The 15720-nt window shown below is 38.1% G+C and carries 18 protein-coding genes, 1 pseudogene and 1 riboswitch; of the genes and pseudogenes, 18 read left to right on the top strand and 1 reads right to left on the bottom strand.

Features of this window, described 5'->3' with window-relative positions; genetic code table 11:
- Nucleotides 1-161: pseudogene (locus BMX83_RS10800) on the top strand (IS110 family transposase); the annotation flags it as partial.
- 238 nt (nucleotides 162-399) lie between these two features.
- On the opposite strand, the gene BMX83_RS09020 reads toward BMX83_RS10800, so the two are convergent.
- Entirely contained in the window at nucleotides 400-639 is a 240-nt protein-coding gene (locus tag BMX83_RS09020; protein ID WP_091636215.1) for an SHOCT domain-containing protein, read from the bottom strand.
- Nucleotides 640-783: 144 nt separating this feature from the next.
- Here BMX83_RS09020 and BMX83_RS09015 point away from each other — a divergent pair, with 144 nt between their 5' ends.
- The 17 genes from BMX83_RS09015 (at nucleotide 784) to BMX83_RS08930 (ending at nucleotide 15547) form a co-directional block, all read left to right on the top strand.
- Nucleotides 784-1002, top strand: coding sequence for a hypothetical protein (locus tag BMX83_RS09015; RefSeq protein WP_091636212.1), 219 nt, complete (start codon nucleotides 784-786; stop codon nucleotides 1000-1002).
- 188 nt (nucleotides 1003-1190) lie between these two features.
- Nucleotides 1191-1463, top strand: coding sequence for a 30S ribosomal protein S16 (gene rpsP / locus BMX83_RS09010; protein WP_091636209.1), 273 nt, complete (start codon nucleotides 1191-1193; stop codon nucleotides 1461-1463).
- Between the two features lie 113 nt (nucleotides 1464-1576).
- Nucleotides 1577-1822, top strand: a complete 246-nt coding sequence (locus tag BMX83_RS09005) for a KH domain-containing protein (RefSeq protein ID WP_091636206.1) — start codon at nucleotides 1577-1579, stop codon at nucleotides 1820-1822.
- Nucleotides 1823-1900: 78 nt separating this feature from the next.
- Nucleotides 1901-2416 carry a ribosome maturation factor RimM gene (rimM, locus tag BMX83_RS09000; protein WP_091636203.1) on the top strand — a complete coding sequence of 172 codons (516 nt, stop codon included), beginning with the start codon at nucleotides 1901-1903 and terminating at the stop codon, nucleotides 2414-2416.
- Nucleotides 2413-3162, top strand: a complete 750-nt coding sequence (gene trmD / locus BMX83_RS08995; RefSeq protein ID WP_091636201.1) for a tRNA (guanosine(37)-N1)-methyltransferase TrmD — start codon at nucleotides 2413-2415, stop codon at nucleotides 3160-3162. Before rimM ends, trmD begins: the two co-directional genes overlap by 4 nt.
- A gap of 168 nt (nucleotides 3163-3330) precedes the next feature.
- The gene (gene rplS / locus BMX83_RS08990; protein ID WP_091636198.1) at nucleotides 3331-3687 is read left to right on the top strand and encodes a 50S ribosomal protein L19; all 357 of its coding nucleotides are present in this window, start codon (nucleotides 3331-3333) and stop codon (nucleotides 3685-3687) included.
- A 166-nt stretch (nucleotides 3688-3853) separates the two neighbouring features.
- Nucleotides 3854-4249, top strand: a complete 396-nt coding sequence (locus BMX83_RS08985) for a hypothetical protein (protein WP_143059520.1) — start codon at nucleotides 3854-3856, stop codon at nucleotides 4247-4249.
- 127 nt (nucleotides 4250-4376) lie between these two features.
- A complete protein-coding gene (locus BMX83_RS08980; protein WP_091636192.1) occupies nucleotides 4377-4862 on the top strand; it encodes a hypothetical protein in 486 nt (161 codons plus the stop codon).
- Nucleotides 4863-4880: 18 nt separating this feature from the next.
- Entirely contained in the window at nucleotides 4881-5303 is a 423-nt protein-coding gene (locus BMX83_RS08975) for an OsmC family protein (protein WP_091636189.1), read from the top strand.
- A gap of 392 nt (nucleotides 5304-5695) precedes the next feature.
- Nucleotides 5696-6409 carry a SatD family protein gene (locus BMX83_RS08970; RefSeq protein WP_091636186.1) on the top strand — a complete coding sequence of 238 codons (714 nt, stop codon included), beginning with the start codon at nucleotides 5696-5698 and terminating at the stop codon, nucleotides 6407-6409.
- Nucleotides 6406-7410: a hypothetical protein gene (locus tag BMX83_RS08965; protein ID WP_091636183.1), complete on the top strand. Its 1005-nt coding sequence runs from the start codon at nucleotides 6406-6408 to the stop codon at nucleotides 7408-7410. The genes BMX83_RS08970 and BMX83_RS08965 overlap by 4 nt, the downstream gene beginning before the upstream one ends.
- 714 nt (nucleotides 7411-8124) lie before the next feature.
- Nucleotides 8125-9312: a helix-hairpin-helix domain-containing protein gene (locus tag BMX83_RS08955; protein ID WP_091636177.1), complete on the top strand. Its 1188-nt coding sequence runs from the start codon at nucleotides 8125-8127 to the stop codon at nucleotides 9310-9312.
- A gap of 151 nt (nucleotides 9313-9463) precedes the next feature.
- Nucleotides 9464-9576, top strand: a riboswitch (TPP riboswitch).
- 128 nt (nucleotides 9577-9704) lie between these two features.
- On the top strand, nucleotides 9705-10205 hold the full coding sequence (gene thiW, locus BMX83_RS08950; RefSeq protein ID WP_091636175.1) for an energy coupling factor transporter S component ThiW: 501 nt from the start codon (nucleotides 9705-9707) through the stop codon (nucleotides 10203-10205).
- Nucleotides 10202-11035, top strand: coding sequence for a hydroxyethylthiazole kinase (gene thiM / locus BMX83_RS08945; protein ID WP_091636172.1), 834 nt, complete (start codon nucleotides 10202-10204; stop codon nucleotides 11033-11035). The genes thiW and thiM overlap by 4 nt, the downstream gene beginning before the upstream one ends.
- Nucleotides 11028-11834: a bifunctional hydroxymethylpyrimidine kinase/phosphomethylpyrimidine kinase gene (gene thiD, locus BMX83_RS08940; RefSeq protein WP_091636169.1), complete on the top strand. Its 807-nt coding sequence runs from the start codon at nucleotides 11028-11030 to the stop codon at nucleotides 11832-11834. Before thiM ends, thiD begins: the two co-directional genes overlap by 8 nt.
- Nucleotides 11831-12481 carry a thiamine phosphate synthase gene (thiE, locus tag BMX83_RS08935; RefSeq protein WP_218141941.1) on the top strand — a complete coding sequence of 217 codons (651 nt, stop codon included), beginning with the start codon at nucleotides 11831-11833 and terminating at the stop codon, nucleotides 12479-12481. Before thiD ends, thiE begins: the two co-directional genes overlap by 4 nt.
- 174 nt (nucleotides 12482-12655) lie before the next feature.
- A complete protein-coding gene (locus BMX83_RS08930; RefSeq protein ID WP_091636166.1) occupies nucleotides 12656-15547 on the top strand; it encodes an insulinase family protein in 2892 nt (963 codons plus the stop codon).
- Nucleotides 15548-15720 lie beyond the last annotated feature (173 nt).

Genomic DNA, 15720 nt, shown 5'->3' with positions numbered 1-15720 from the left:
CTGAGTATAAAGACTACTACGATAAAAAGTACAATGAAGTACCAAAAGCCCAGCACAAGCGAGCCCTCGTCTTAACAGCACGAAAATTTGTGCGTCTGGTGTTTGCACTCCTAAGCAATCACCAACTCTATATCGCCAGATCGGAGGCGATAGAGTCTTAAGAAAAGTGTTTTCTTAAGGGCGGATATCCGGAAGTTAAACCGAACGTATTTTCGGATACGTGACGGTTTAGTTGAGTGCGGCTTTTTTTATCGAATATTACTGAAATCTCTTAATCTTTGTTCTTGACTTACCACCATAATGCTTATTTAATATGACTATAACACGCGGGCACTTTTTTTGCGTAGAAAAAGACTGGAAAGAGAAGGGGGGGCTTCTTATTCCAGTCTTTTAAATGAATTAATGCATTAAATTATTCTTTTTTCTCGCATATTCTCTTTCTGAGATATTTCCTTTTGCGTACTCTTTATTTAAAATATCAATAGCGGATTTTTCTACCGCTTGACGATTGTGTCCAGTATTTCTGGCGCTTTTTTTAACTAATAAGTATAAAAACACAATGGCAAGTACAATCCAAAAGAATCCACCAGACATCATAGTGCCCATTCCGCTTCCAAATACGCCGTTCATGTGATGCATCTGTGTAAAACCTCCTTCAGTCATTTGCATGTTCAGTATAATACAAATCAATATAAATTTAAATACGCATCTTATATCTTCTATATAAGAGGTCAGATCTTTGGTATAGTTGATTAAATGCTTTTAAAAAGGAGACTATACTTTATGTCAAATAGAAATGCCTTGAAAGGCGGATTCAATATAGCCCTAAATTTTCTTATTATAGTCACTATACTTCAGCACCCCCCCATTGGTGATCTCTCACTTCCCTGGCGAATAGTTGTCATTATGCCGTTTGGTATCGCCTTGGGTATTTTGATAGAAAAGGTCAACCCCACAGATAATAAAGAAAAGGACTCAGAAAAAGAGGATAGAGACTCTTAACGTAATGTGAATGAAAAGTTCTGGATCAAAATATATTTCGCTCTGTAAAGAAAAAACACTTGACGAGCATTTCATTCCATGATAAGATTACTATCGTGAGTTTGAAAGAGAATTAAACTCAAGAAAAAAGGGTCTTTAAAATTTAAAAGAACGCCTTATTATTTAAATTAGCAGGAGGTGCAAGTATAATGGCAGTAAAAATCCGTATGAAACGCATGGGTTCAAAAAGAAACCCGTTTTACCGTTTGGTAGTCGCTGACTCTCGTGCTCCACGTGATGGTCGTATTATTGAACAAGTTGGAACATACAACCCAATTTCAAAACCAGCAGAAGTCAAACTTGACGAAGAACTCGTTATGAAATGGTTGAAAGATGGCGCAAAACCATCTGACACAGTTAAAACTTTATTATCTAAAGAAGGAATCATCAAACGATTCCACGACGAGAAAAACAGCAAATAATCGTTCAAATTAAATGATGTATGTGTGAAGAAAAGGGTTGGACATCCATAATAATGATTGTTCCATTTCTTTTCTTCATTCTGTATAAAAGCATTTAAACAAAGGATGGTATTATGACTGATACAGAGATGAGAGATTTAATCAGAACCATTGTCGAACCCTTGGTAAGTCATCCTGAAGACGTTAAACTTGATTTAAAAGACACAGATGACTTTCACGAATATTTGTTATCTGTTCATTCGGATGATGTCGGTCGTGTGATCGGTAAACGTGGTCGAATTGCTAAAGCAATTCGTTCGATTGTTTACAGTATCCAATTTGATGGGCCTAAACGTGTCCGCCTGACGATCGTTGATTAATCAATTGAACAGAGAAACGAGGATGGCTCTTTGAGTTCATCCTTTTTTTATTAATCAGTAAGTTAAAGGAGGAAAAATATGGAATATTATGATGTTGGAAAAATCGTCAATACACATGGGATAAAAGGAGAAGTTCGTGTACTATCTACAACGACCCATCCAGAGGAGCGCTATGTTGAAGGCGCCCCCTTGATTTGGTTTGGAGAAAACGGACAAGAAGAACAGCTGACTGTTCGTACCCATCGTACCCATAAAACATTTGACCTACTCTCGTTTGAAGGCTACGGGAATGTGAATGATGTGGAGTCTTTTGTCGGGGGAACATTACGCATAAGTGAAGACATGCTTCTAGATCTACCAGAAAACGAGTTTTATATTCATGAAGTTATTGGCAGTCGTGTGATTGATGAGGATACTGGCAAGGATATAGGTAAAGTTAAAGACATCTTAACGCCAGGAGCCAATGATGTCTGGATTGTAGAAAGACCAAACAAAAAGGATCTCCTACTTCCATATATTGAATCTGTTATTCTGAGCGTAGATTTAAATGATAAAGTTGTCCACGTACATGTAATGGAAGGGTTAGATGAATGAAGATAGATATCGTAACACTTTTTCCGGAAATGTTTGATGGTCCTCTTGGGCATTCTATTGTCAAACGGGCCATTGAAAAGGATATCGTTGATGTCAACACAGTGAATTTCAGGCAGTTTGGCAAGGGGAAACACCAGCAAGTTGATGATACGCCATACGGCGGGGGAGCGGGAATGCTTTTAAAACCGGAACCTCTTTTTGATGCAATGGATACAATCAACGAACAATCGCCTAAAACAAATAAACGCGTTATTCTCATGGATCCCGCTGGAAAGCCCTTTGACCAGGCCATGGCTGAGGACTTTAGTGAAGAAGAGCATCTTATTTTTCTGTGTGGGCACTATGAAGGTTATGATGAGCGCATTCGTTCCCTAGTCACAGATGAAGTCTCTTTAGGAGATTATGTTTTAACTGGCGGTGAATTAGCAGCGATGGTTATGGTAGATGCTACGGTTCGTTTATTGCCTGACGTTTTAGGTAATGCCGTTTCTGCTCAGACAGATTCACATTCCAGCGGACTTCTTGAACACCCGCATTATACGCGTCCAGCAGAATATAAGGGAATGAAAGTTCCTGATGTTTTAATGAATGGTAATCATGGACTGATTGAAACATGGCGTCATGAACAGTCTTTGAAGCGTACCTTTTTGCGTCGTCCTGATATGCTAGAGAACTATAACTTGACAGAAACAGATCAGGCGCTTATAGCTAAGTGGAAAAGAGACGCAGAAGAATTAAAAGATTGAGTCATTCAGATAGGGTTTTACTTATTTTTTAGATAAAGTAAGTAAAAGACCTTTACACTATAATCACATTATGGTAGAGTTAATAATTGAGTGGGCAACCACTCTTATTTTCGCAATATTCCGCTGGGACGTGCTCTTATTGAGTGTTGCGCGAGAGGAGATGTAAAGATGAACCAATTGATCGAAGATATCACAAAAGAACAATTACGTACTGACTTACCAGACTTCCGTCCAGGTGACAACGTAACTGTACATGCACGTATTGTTGAGGGTGAACGCGAACGTATTCAGCTTTTTGAAGGTGTCGTAATCAGCCGTCGTGGTAAAGGAATCAGCGAAATGTATACTGTCCGCAAAATGTCTGGCGGTGTCGGCGTTGAACGTACTTTCCCAGTACATTCCCCACGTGTTGCAAAAATTGATGTAACTCGTCAAGGACGTGTACGTCGTGCGAAGTTGTACTACCTACGTAACCTACGTGGTAAAGCTGCTCGTATTCCAGAACGCGTACGTAAAACTAAATAGTATACTATTTAAGCACCAGATTCTTATTCTGAATCTGGTGTTTTTTTATTTTCTTAAGAGTAGTAACTACCATCTTCTACTGAGCGTGTACTGCATATGCTTCATAAGAAAAATCTATTATAAAAAAATTAAAAGCAATTTTGCAGCAACTTCTTTTAAGAAATCTTTGAAAAGTAGTTCCAAAAGCGATATTGGAACCACTTCAGATGAAAAATTTTGTAAAAGTAGTTATAAAAACAGTATTGGAACTATTTTAGATGATAAATTCCGTAGAAGTGGTTATAAAGACAGTATTGGAACCACTTTTTTTAAGAAATCTTTGAAAAGTAGTTCTAAAAGCGATATTGGAACCACTTTTTCTAAGAAATCTTTGAAAAGTAGTTCCAAAAGCGATATTGGAACAACTTTAGATGATAAATTCCGTAGAAGTGGTTTCAAAAGCAACATTGGAATAACTTTAGAGCGTGAAAATTACAAAAGTAGTCTCAAAAGTGATAGTGATTCAAGTTTAACAAAGTATTACTTCAAAAAAGTATCAAAATCAGTATTTACAGATTTCTAACATAAGAAGCAATCAAAGGGGGTTCCAGAAGATTTTTAATAAACCTATATTTAGTAAGCGTTTCATGTTATAATTGTTCTTGTGTGGAACAAAGAAAAAACATTACAATTACTGGAGGAATTAGAGAATGAGCAAAATTACAGATAATTTCAAATACTTAGCACAAGATAGAAAGATCGAATTCAAAACAAAAGAAATCGAAACACCAATCCGCAGAAAAGATGGCGAAGATATAACGCAAAAACAAATTGTATTTCAAACTGCCTTAAGAATTAATGATGACAAAGCCGTTGCTTGTGGCGTTATTGTTCATGATTCAGATCAACCTCGTGTAAATTATCAGGTAACTTACAACAAAATTGGACAAGTCACAGATCGTAATAAGATGCCTCAAATCACTTCAGATCTTAACGATATTAATGCAATGCGTTCAGGATACTACCGTTTTGTTGTATCAGGTGATGGTGAAATTATTATGCGTCATTTAGGTATTACAGGCGAAGATGCCAGCCCAATGATGGATGTTTTTGTTTATGGTGGACGTATCTTAAGAGCTGTATTACCAGAACTTGAAAAAATTGAAGGCGTCGACTTATCTCAAGCTAAAAGCTAAAAAACGAAGGTGACAGATATGGAAGATTATTTGTTTGAAGCAACCGTCCATAATGAAGATGGGGTTGACGGGGTAGCCTATGTCGAAGGTGAAGAGAAACTTTCGGTAAGTATATCGAGTCCGACAGCCGATAAACCTGGGACTAACCCTGAGGAATTATTCGGCCTAGCCCTAACAACGTGTTTAAATGCGACGATCAAATCTTTATTAAAGGCGCGTGGTTTGACGAATCACAGTAGAGTAACAGCCAAGATCCAGTTGAGACGCGAAGAGAGTGGCGTAGGCTTTTTTTTCCAAGTGCATATCCTTGCATCGATTGAAGGGCTTGAATTGGACCGTGCCGACGCCCTTGTTCAGTCTGCTGACAAGCGCTGTCCTGTAGCCAAACTAACACAAAATGCCTCCACGATTACGCTTGAAACCGTTCCTTATGAAAAGTGACTAAAAAAAAGCGTAGGATATTGAGCCGACCCCGAAAGTTAGACCTAAAAAATCTAACTTTTTGAGGTCACTATAATATAAAGTGTCTAGCCCGCTGATACTTGCCAAGATGTGCAAGTTAGTCGTTTGATATCAAAGCATTATTCGTGAATTGAAGTCTAGGGCAGTTTAGTAGAGTCCGTCTAAAAAGAATAGCGTAAATGTCAAAGGAGTTGGGACATTTGTCCTAGCTTCTTTTTTTCATATTTATTTCGTTGATTTTATTCACTCTCTTATATAAGGTTGATTATTTATAGTAAAAATATTTCAAAAGCGTAAACGATAAATAGTTGAAACTTGAAAATCAACCTTATTTAGTTTATCGTAGTAGCAACACGAAAGGACGTTTTAAAATGAAAAATAACGTAAAAATAGCCCTGATTGCTGACATCATTGCTTCAAAAAAATTAAAAGAACGCGCACAAACTCAAAAAATTCTTTCAACTATATTAACTAAGATGAACGATGATTATTCAGATCAACTAGAATCAAATCTGACTATTACTTTAGGAGATGAGTTTCAAGGTATTGTTCGTGATGTGAAAACAGCCTTTTTACTGATTGACCGGATTACGTTAGAATTGCAAATCATGACAAAAGAACAGCTGGATGACGACATATCATTACGATGGGGGATGGGTTTAGGCGAATTGATCACACCCATTGAAAATAAAGAAGTGAGTATTGGAACAGATGGTCCGGCATATTGGCATGCAAGAGAAGCCATTGAGTCAGTTCATGAAAATGATGATTATGGACTCTTAAATGAAAAAATAGTGACAAAACATGATGATGATCTCTTTTATGATAGTATCATCAGACTACAGAATGTTATCCGGAATCAATGGACGCAAACGCAGAAAGAAACGGTTCATTATGTCCTTTTAACGGATGGATACAATGATATAGGTAATCAGATGGTCACTGATACTTTGGAAAAAGGACTTGGAAAGTCGCTGAGTGCTCAAACGGTCAGTAAACGTATCATCTCGACTCAAATCAAACAGTACATTCAGTCGCGTCGCTTGCTGGCTGATAAAATAGAGAAGGGGAGAATATTAGAATGATCATTGAAACGTTGATCATACATGTTATCAGTTATTTTTATTTTCAACCGATTGGTAATGACGCGTCAGAAAAAGAAGACGCTGTTTCTCAATCTCTTCATTTTTTATGGGGAACGCTTTTCTCAAGCTTTATCCTTATCAGTTTAAATGGTTTCGATATTGGTTTTTCTTCTAAATTACTTTTGATCGCTTCAGGGTTACTAATGGGATATGTCCTTTATGAGAACAAGATAAAGCATCCACTGACGTCCTTTTTTTCCAGCAACCTAAACAGTGAGCATGCATTGCATTCTGTATATATGAAAAATCGCTCGATCACCCACTTCGTCCTTCATCAAGTGATTTATTTGTTGTGGTTATTTATCTTAAATGAACTGGTGATGATTAGTCCCAACCTATTCATTCTTACCGCTATCAGCCTCGTTTTTCTTGGTATTTTCGTTTTCAGCCTTTCTATTTTAAATAAGCGAGATGAAAATCAGAGTCTATCTTTGCGTGCTTTTTTTAAACAGGCAAGCGCGTACGTGGTATTGAGTGCTGTTGTTTTGACTTTTCTACAAATCATAACGAAAGGATTAGGTGTGCTTAATCAGTCAGCACTTCCAGCTGATTTAGTTTTTAGTCAGCCCCCTTACCGCTTACTTATTGCCATTACGTTCGTTTTATTGTTATTGATGAAACCGACTAATTTAGTTATTCGGGCAGTCAGTGCTAAGTACGATCCGAAAAAGAACACAGCTCTCTCAGTTCAAAGTGAACAAGATTCTGGCTTCAAAGGCGCCGGAGCGATGATCGGTGATCTTGAACGCCTGCTTATTCTACTGTCGTTTTTCTTTGGCAGTCTCTTATCTGTCGTCGCGATTTTGTCGATCAAAGCTTTTGCACGCTACAAACTGATCACCGAGGATCCTTACTTTTCAGAGTACTTTGTTATTGGTACAATGTTAAGTGTATTGATAACCTTTACATGCTATGCATTGCTTTTTTTGATGCTGGTGTGATTTAACCCATTTGTAAAAAGATCTAAATATATTTATTGAAGAAAAGAAATATGTTCTTTCTTGAAACTATGAAATTGTTTTTTTCTAAAGAAAATAAGATAGATTTGATCGGCCTACTTGTAGGATTAATTATGCTATTTATATTTGCTTATATTATGATGCCAAATTGGCCGTTTATATTTTTTACTGCAGCTATGGTATTTACAAGCACATTGTATTTTTTTATCATGGTAGATGAAGCGTTTCTAAAGAATGATAATAAACGATTGAATAAAAATAATGTCTTGGATTATATTATAAGTAAAAATTTATTTGTTATTATATTTTCAAGCAGTTTATTTGGTATAGTTATGATTCTAAGTAGTGCAGTAAACTCTAATTATTTCGACTCTGAATTTTTAACGTATATACTGATATATAATTTATTTACCTTGGGCGCAGATAAAATTATTTTCATTTTCCATAACAACCCTGTCAAGAGCTATGCTAGTGGAGTCGAAAGAGATATACAAAATGACATAGACTCGGGAGTGAAAAAATTTATAGATCAGATACCGTCACTAATAATCATTGGCATTTTTGCAATATTGTTTTTTGTGATGGGATATCAACCTAGTATTTACTTTTCATTCTATTATTATATTATCTGCTTAATTACACTTATCTATTTTTTAAGTAAAAAAAAATCTACCAAAAAATAAGGAGCTGTCACTAATGTCCAACGATATGGAAATGTTTCAAAGAATGGTCCAGCAGTTTATAAATGAACATGGAGATGAATTCGATTCGCCAATGGAGGCTGTCGATTACTTCACCAAAAAGTATAATAAGGAAATAAAAGAAAAGAATGATTTTTCTCAATCAGAAACGAAAGAAACACGGTCAATGAGAAAATTAGAGGAAGCTGAATATACCCATGCGCAAAAAAAGCGTAAAAAGCTTATTGAAGAGGCTATTACTATTTGGCCTGAAAATTGGGATGCCCAGAGTATGTTGATTGACCTTAAAGCAGATCAAGACTATACAGCGCTAATAGAACAACATGCTTTTTTAGAAAAAAGAGCACGTAAACACTGGCAGAATAACACAGATCAAATGGGCTACCTTAATGTTGAAGAGCGTCCTTATTTTAGACTAAAAGCCAAAGTAGCCTTTATATATATGGAAATGGGTATGGTCGATCACGCCTTGGAACATCTGCTCGAAATTTATAAAATAGATGAGACAGACTCACTGGGGACACGTTACAAAATCATGAGTCTCTATGTCCGTAAATTTGACTGGAAGAGTGCCTGGCGCTTTTTTCAAAAGTCTGAAGGAGCAGACGAAGATGATCAGATGCTGGTTCCTATCATTATACTTGCTATTTTAACTGATCGTAAAGGATTAGCCCGGACGCTCTTGCAAAAATTGGGCGATGTTAATTCAGAAATCAAATTGTTGTTCCTGCAAGATATGTGGCCAATAGAAGAGTTATATGATGACGAGATGACTTTAGCAGATTCTTATAAACCATATTCCTATCAGAGTATACTTATTGCTTTAAGAGATATTCTATTTATCATTATAGAAAATCAGTACCTTTTTGACTGGCTGAAAAAAGAGACACTTGATATGTTTCCTGTAAATCATCGTTTTAAAAATCTCCATCAGCCTTTTTCCGGCGTTATCGATCCAGAAGCACAAGTACAAATAGATGATTTTTATTATTCTATGCGTGATGAATCAAGCAATCCTCTCCGTGGTATGAGTATCAATCGTATGCGGATATTGTATCGTGCCGGTTTGCGTACGTTTGAAGACTTTGCTGAAAGGACTGAAAAAGAACTCCTTAAACTTGATGGGATCGGCCCAGTGACGATCAAAGAGTTGAAAGCGAATGGTGTGACGTTTAGAAAGTGATTCTTCTAAAAGTGCACACTCAAGCGCAACACACCGCTGAGTACGACATTTTGAAAGGATTAAACTAGGCAATAGCCTAGTTTTTCATAATAGCTCTCAAAAGGATTGGGAATAAGGTAGACATGTGTTATTATTAAATCAAATTGAATAGAAAAACCATTAGGGGGGCATGTCTGTTTATGCGACGTGCTGAGAGTGACTTTAGTCTGACCCTTTGACCTGATCTGGTTAATGCCAGCGGAGGAAAAGTGGATTGAAAAGCAAGTGAAAGAATATATATTCTTTTCAAATTGCATATTATTAAATTAACACGTTACACCACTTTTTTGTCCCTGAGACAGACAAGTGGTGTTTTTTATTCATCTTTAAATAAAGCAAGAAAGGAAGCATTTATGAAGGTAAGGAAGATGATTCAAACAGCGATGTTGATTGCCATAGGCTATATCTGTAATAGTTTAATTATCGTTCCGTTGGGTTTCGTAAGAATCGCCCCCATGCAACACGTGATGAATATTATTACGAGCGCTTTGCTCGGTCCTTGGTACAGCCTAGCTCAGGCATTCGGTGTTTCTTTTTTGAGAAATATAACTGGAACCGGCTCGCTTTTAGCTTTCCCCGGCAGTATGATAGGGGCATTCCTTTCGGGTCTACTATTTAGACACTACAAGAAATTTTGGCAACTTGGTGTGGGAGAGGTTGTTGGGACGGGGATGCTTGGGGCACTGTTAAGTTATCCGATTGCACGGCTTATTTTATCACAGGAAGCTACATTATTCGGCTTTTTACCTGCCTTTTTCCTGAGTTCGTTAACGGGTACACTTATTGGAATAATCATAGTGAAACAAGCTAAAGATAAAAATCTTTTCAAACAGTTAGGAGAAGAAGGAAAATGACTAATGACACTCTGCTAAATAAAATAAGACAAGCAAATCCTCTGGTACATTCTATCACTAACCAAGTGGTCGCGAATGATGTCGCCAATAGTCTGTTAGCGATTGGCGCCTCCCCAATGATGGCGATAGCACCGGAAGAAATGGAAGAAGTTACTGGCTTTGCTGAAGCTATTGTATTGAACATAGGGACCTTAACAACAGAAATATTGGAAGCCATGCTCATAGTCGGAAGAGCTGCCAACCAAAGAGGTATCCCAGTAATCCTTGATCCGGTAGGGGGCGGCGCTACTCAATACCGACAAGAGGCTGTGTCCATCCTTTTAAAAGAAGTAACAGTTCAGTTAATTACAGGGAATGCGGGAGAAATGGCCTATCTTGCAGGTGTCGACTGGTCCAGTAAAGGCGTTGATGCAGGAACAGGAATGACTTCTGGAAAAATGATTGCTGAACGTGTCGCTCATCGTTATCAAACAGTCGCTGCGGTCAGTGGTAAGGAGGATTTCGTTTCTGATGGGCAAACAACCGTTGGCATTTTAAATGGCGATCCAATGCTCACTCAAGTCACCGGGACGGGTTGTATGTTAAGTGGTATCTGTGGTGCTTTTTTGGCAGTGGACAAATACGATACATTAGAAAGTACAGTAAAAGCGTGTACTGCATACGGTGTTGCAGCAGAAATGGCCAGAGACAATCAAGATGTCAAAGGGCCAGGAAGTTTTCGTGTATCACTGATGGATGCTCTTTATAATCTGTCTGAAAAAAATATTCATGATAAGAAAAATGTTAAAAGATACAATGCAAACAATTCAAAGGAGGAAGACAATGAGTAAAAGACAAGTTTTAACAATTGCCGGAAGTGACAGTGGAGGGGGCGCTGGTATACAAGCGGATGTCAAAACGTTCCAGGAAAGAAATGTGTTTGGGACATCAGTCATTACAGCAGTTACGGCGCAGAATACTCTCGGCGTTCATGGAATTTATAACGTTCCATTAGAAGGGGTTCGTGCACAGATGGATGCGGTCTTTTCGGATTTAGATATTGCAGCGTTGAAAACGGGGATGTTAGTTGATGAATCCTATATCACGCTTATTGCAGATGAACTAGCAACTCACCCAGATATACCCTCAGTGATTGATCCAGTTATGGTCGCCAAAGGAGGGGCTCTTTTAATGAAAACAGAAGCACTAAAAGCGATGCGGGATAAACTGGTCCCTATGGCAACAGTAGTAACGCCCAATATCCCTGAGGCAGAAGCCTTGGCTGGAATGCAAATAAAAACTGAAGAAGATATGAAAAAAGCCGCCACTATCCTTCGAAAAAAAGGGAGTAAAAATGTGCTGATAAAAGGAGGACACATGCTAGACAAAACCTGTGCGCGCGACTATCTGCTTATGGAAGACCAAACAGAACGCTGGTACGAAACACCGCGTATAGATACCAAAGACACACATGGAACCGGCTGTACATTTTCTGCCTGTATCGCAGCGGAATTAGCCAAAGGAAAAACAGTCGAACAGGCTGTTAAAATAGGTAAAGCTTATATACAAGCGGCTATTTCTCAACCGATTCATGTCGGAAATGGACACGGCCCAACAAATCACTGGGCCTATAGGGAGAGTCAGCAATGAATAGAGAAATAGAGGAAATGCTTGATTTATATTTTATCGCAGGAACACAAAATACTAAAGAAAGGTCATTACCAGAAATCCTAGAAGACGCACTCCATGCTGGGATAACATGTTTTCAGTATAGAGAAAAAGGGCCAGGCAGCTTAAAAGACCCTAAGAAAATCAAAGAAATGGCAAAGACATGCCTTGAACTTTGCCGCACAGCAGATGTTCCTTTTGTTATGAATGATAACGTTTCTCTAGCTATAGACATCGGCGCAGACGGCATCCATGTTGGCCAGGATGATTTGGCAATTGAAGAAACACTCGCACGTGCAGGGGAAGAGATGTTTGTCGGCTTGTCGGTGAATACTTTCGAAGAATTTAAACGTGCAGAAACCATTGACGGCGTTTCGTATGTGGGGATGGGTCCTGTTTACACAACGACATCAAAGGCAGATGCAAAGGAAAGCATAGGTTTGGAATTATTAGAAAAGACACTTGCTTTGAATCCTAAAAAGCCCATAGTAGCTATTGGAGGAATCTCACAAGACCGAGCAGCGTTGGTAAGACAAACGGGTGTCAGTGGCATCGCAGTGATTTCCGCAATCACAAAGAGTAAAGATATAAAAAAAGCGGTCGCTAAATTAAAGGGTTTGGCTGAATAGACTTAGATGAATAGATGAGTAAAGCTAGGCTGCGGCCTGGCTTTTTCCCATTTATTAATCTTTAAAAAGGGATGGCAAAAAACATTAGTTTCTTCTGCTAGTCAAGGTAGGATCTATTGGTGTATACTAAAGAAGTATGCAATTGAAAATATTGATTAGACAAAGGAGATTTTTATGGTCTTTAAGAAAATAGAAACACAGGAACTTCCTGATATTCATTCACATGGACATTTGTACGAACACGAAGAAACAGGGGCTCAGGTTTTACACTTGGCCAATAATGACACAAACAAATCGTTCACGATTGGCTTTAAAACACCGCCGTATAACGACAATGGGATTACTCATATACTTGAGCATTCAGTATTAAACGGTTCCAAGAAATACCCTTCAAAAGAGCCCTTTGTGGAATTAATTAAAGGGTCACTTAATACGTTTGTTAATGCAATGACTTTTTCAGATAAAACCATTTATCCTGTCGCATCCACGAACGAAAAAGACTTTGGACATCTGGTGGATGTTTATCTCGACGCTGTTTTCCAGCCCAAGCTATATCATGACAAACAAATCCTAGCCCAAGAAGGCTGGCACTATCATTTAGAAAATGAAGAAGATGAGTTAATTTATAAAGGTGTTGTGTACAATGAGATGAAGGGTGCTGCCGCTTCACCTGAAGGGCAAATCTATGATCACATCTCAAGTCAGTTGTATCCTAATACCGTCTATAGTAAAAATTCGGGTGGGGACCCTAAAGAAATCCCAACACTCACACATGAAGAATTTATTGCTTACCACCAGATGCACTATCACCCAAGCAACTCTTTAACGATTGTCTATGGTGATTTGAATAGGACAGACTTATTTAGTAAGTTGGAAGAATACTTTGATGGTATGTGTAAGCAAGATGAAGCGATTGATTTATCTATCAAACCGTCTCAACCTAAAGAAGCGGTTCATACAGACACCTACTCCATTACAGCAGGAGATAACCCGGCTGGAAAAGATTACCTGGCGCTTGCCTGGCACGGTGCTTTACCTGATGAAACGTTGGATATATTTGGCTTAGAAGTCCTCGATGAAATTCTTTTTGGAAACAATCAATCCCCACTTAAAAAAGCCTTGTTGGATGCTGAAATTGGTGGAGATATAAACAGTGATGTTTCTGAAATAGGCTATCCAACAGCCTTTATGATTATGGCGAAGTATTCTGAAGCTGATAAAATGGCCACATTCAAAGACGTTGTTCAAGAAACACTGACAGACTTAGTTGATAAAGGGATTGATAAAGAACGTATTCAAGCGGCTTTGAATAAAATCACTTTCCAAACACGTGAAGCAGCCATATCTGAAGACAATCCACGTGGGGTTATCTATGCTATTCAGAGTCTGAATACCTGGTTGTATGATAAGGATCCATTCATTAATCTTCAGTTCAATCATTACTTAAATGAATTGTCCATAAAAGCAGACGAAGGTTATTTTGAAGAGCTTATTCAGCGTAAGCTGATTGATAATGATTTATTTACACAAATTATTTTGAAAGCTGAACCAGGTAAGAGTGACAAGCAAGAAGCTAAAACACTTAAAAAATTGCAAGAGTATAAAGAGAAGATATCGGATGATGAACGTCAAAGGATTATAAAAGAAACGCGTGCGTTAATCGAACGTCAGGAAACACCGGATCGATCAGAAGATTTGGCAAAAATCCCAACACTGAAACGTGAGGACTTAACCACTGATGAGCAAGAATACCCACTTGAAGAAGAAGCATTCAATGAAGAAACAACTTTCTATTATGCTGAACAATTCACATCAGGTATAGATTATATCGACTTGTATTTTGATATCTCAGATTTCAATCAAAGCGAGTATGAATGCTTAGGTTACTTTAGTCATTTACTAGGTAAATTAGCTACAGATAACTATGATGAGTCAGCTCTTCAGACTGAAATGGATACACATACAGGTGGAATTTATGGTGGCGTCTCTATCTACGAGGAACGCGAAGGTAAAATCAAACCTGTCTTCAAGATTAGCGGGAAGGCTTTGGCTGCTTCACTGGATGATTTAGTTGGATTGATGAAAGAAATTGCCATGCATACTCACTTTGATAACAAATCAGAATTGCTGAAAATTACGCAACGATTGATTTCAAACTTTGAAAACAAAGTAAACTTCAGCTCACATGGCATCGTGGCTAATCGTGCATTAAGTCAAGTGAAGCCGACTGCGAAATTGAGCGAACACCTAGGTGGGATTGATCAATTCAACTACCTTAAATCAGTCCGTGATGATCTGAAAGCTGATGACAGAGCTATCAGTAAGGATTTAACACACTTACTTGATAAATTAATGAATAAAGCCCGCTTGAACGTCCTATATACAGGTGATGCAGAACGTAAAGAGACTGTCAAAAACGCACTGAAAGCAGCCTTTAATTCCTTGCCAAGTAAACCCTTGGGTGACAAGGCCGTGTACGAGACTGGAGAAAAGCAAAGCGAAGCATACATTACAGCTCAGGACGTTAACTATGTTGGGCTCGGGAGTGATGCAAGTGGCCACTTTGATTTCTCAGGAGCTACACAAGTCCTATCGACTGCCTTCCGCTTTGATTATTTATGGAATGCGATTCGTGTTAAGGGGGGGGCATACGGGTCACTCTACCGCCACACACGTAATGGCAGTGTCGCCTTAGGGTCGTACCGTGATCCAAACATTAAAAATACTTTGGATGTATATGAAGGCATTCCTGATTACGTGAAAGCATTGGAATTGTCTGAAGAAGAACTGCTGAAATATATTATTGGGACATTGAGTCCTTTGGAACAACCAAAATCAGCGCACAGTAAAGGACTGACTGCCTTTAACCGACTACAACATAAGATTACCAAAGACGATATTGTTGAGTTGAAAAAAGAAATCTTAAATACGGACGCTGCTAAGTTGCAAGCATTACACAAAGGCTTCAAGGCAGTCATTGATGATGGTTCCGTTGTTGTCATTGGCAACAAAACACAAATAGAAAATCAAAAAGACTTGTTTGATAAAATATACGAACTTTACTAATTTTTCTTTTTTAATAAAGACTGCAAAGCGGAACATCTCAAAATTAGGAGATGTTCTGCTTTTTTTGATAAAAGAATCGGTTGTACAATAAAGGACGTTGGTGAGAATATCTCACTAACGTCCTTTTCGTTTTATTAGAAAACAAGTGAGTTCTCCTGTAGAATAATAGTCGA

The organism is Alkalibacterium gilvum (genome assembly GCF_900109085.1).
Taxonomy (GTDB): Bacteria; Bacillota; Bacilli; order Lactobacillales; family Carnobacteriaceae_A; genus Alkalibacterium; species Alkalibacterium gilvum.
This window is presented reverse-complemented; position numbering and strand designations above follow the sequence as displayed.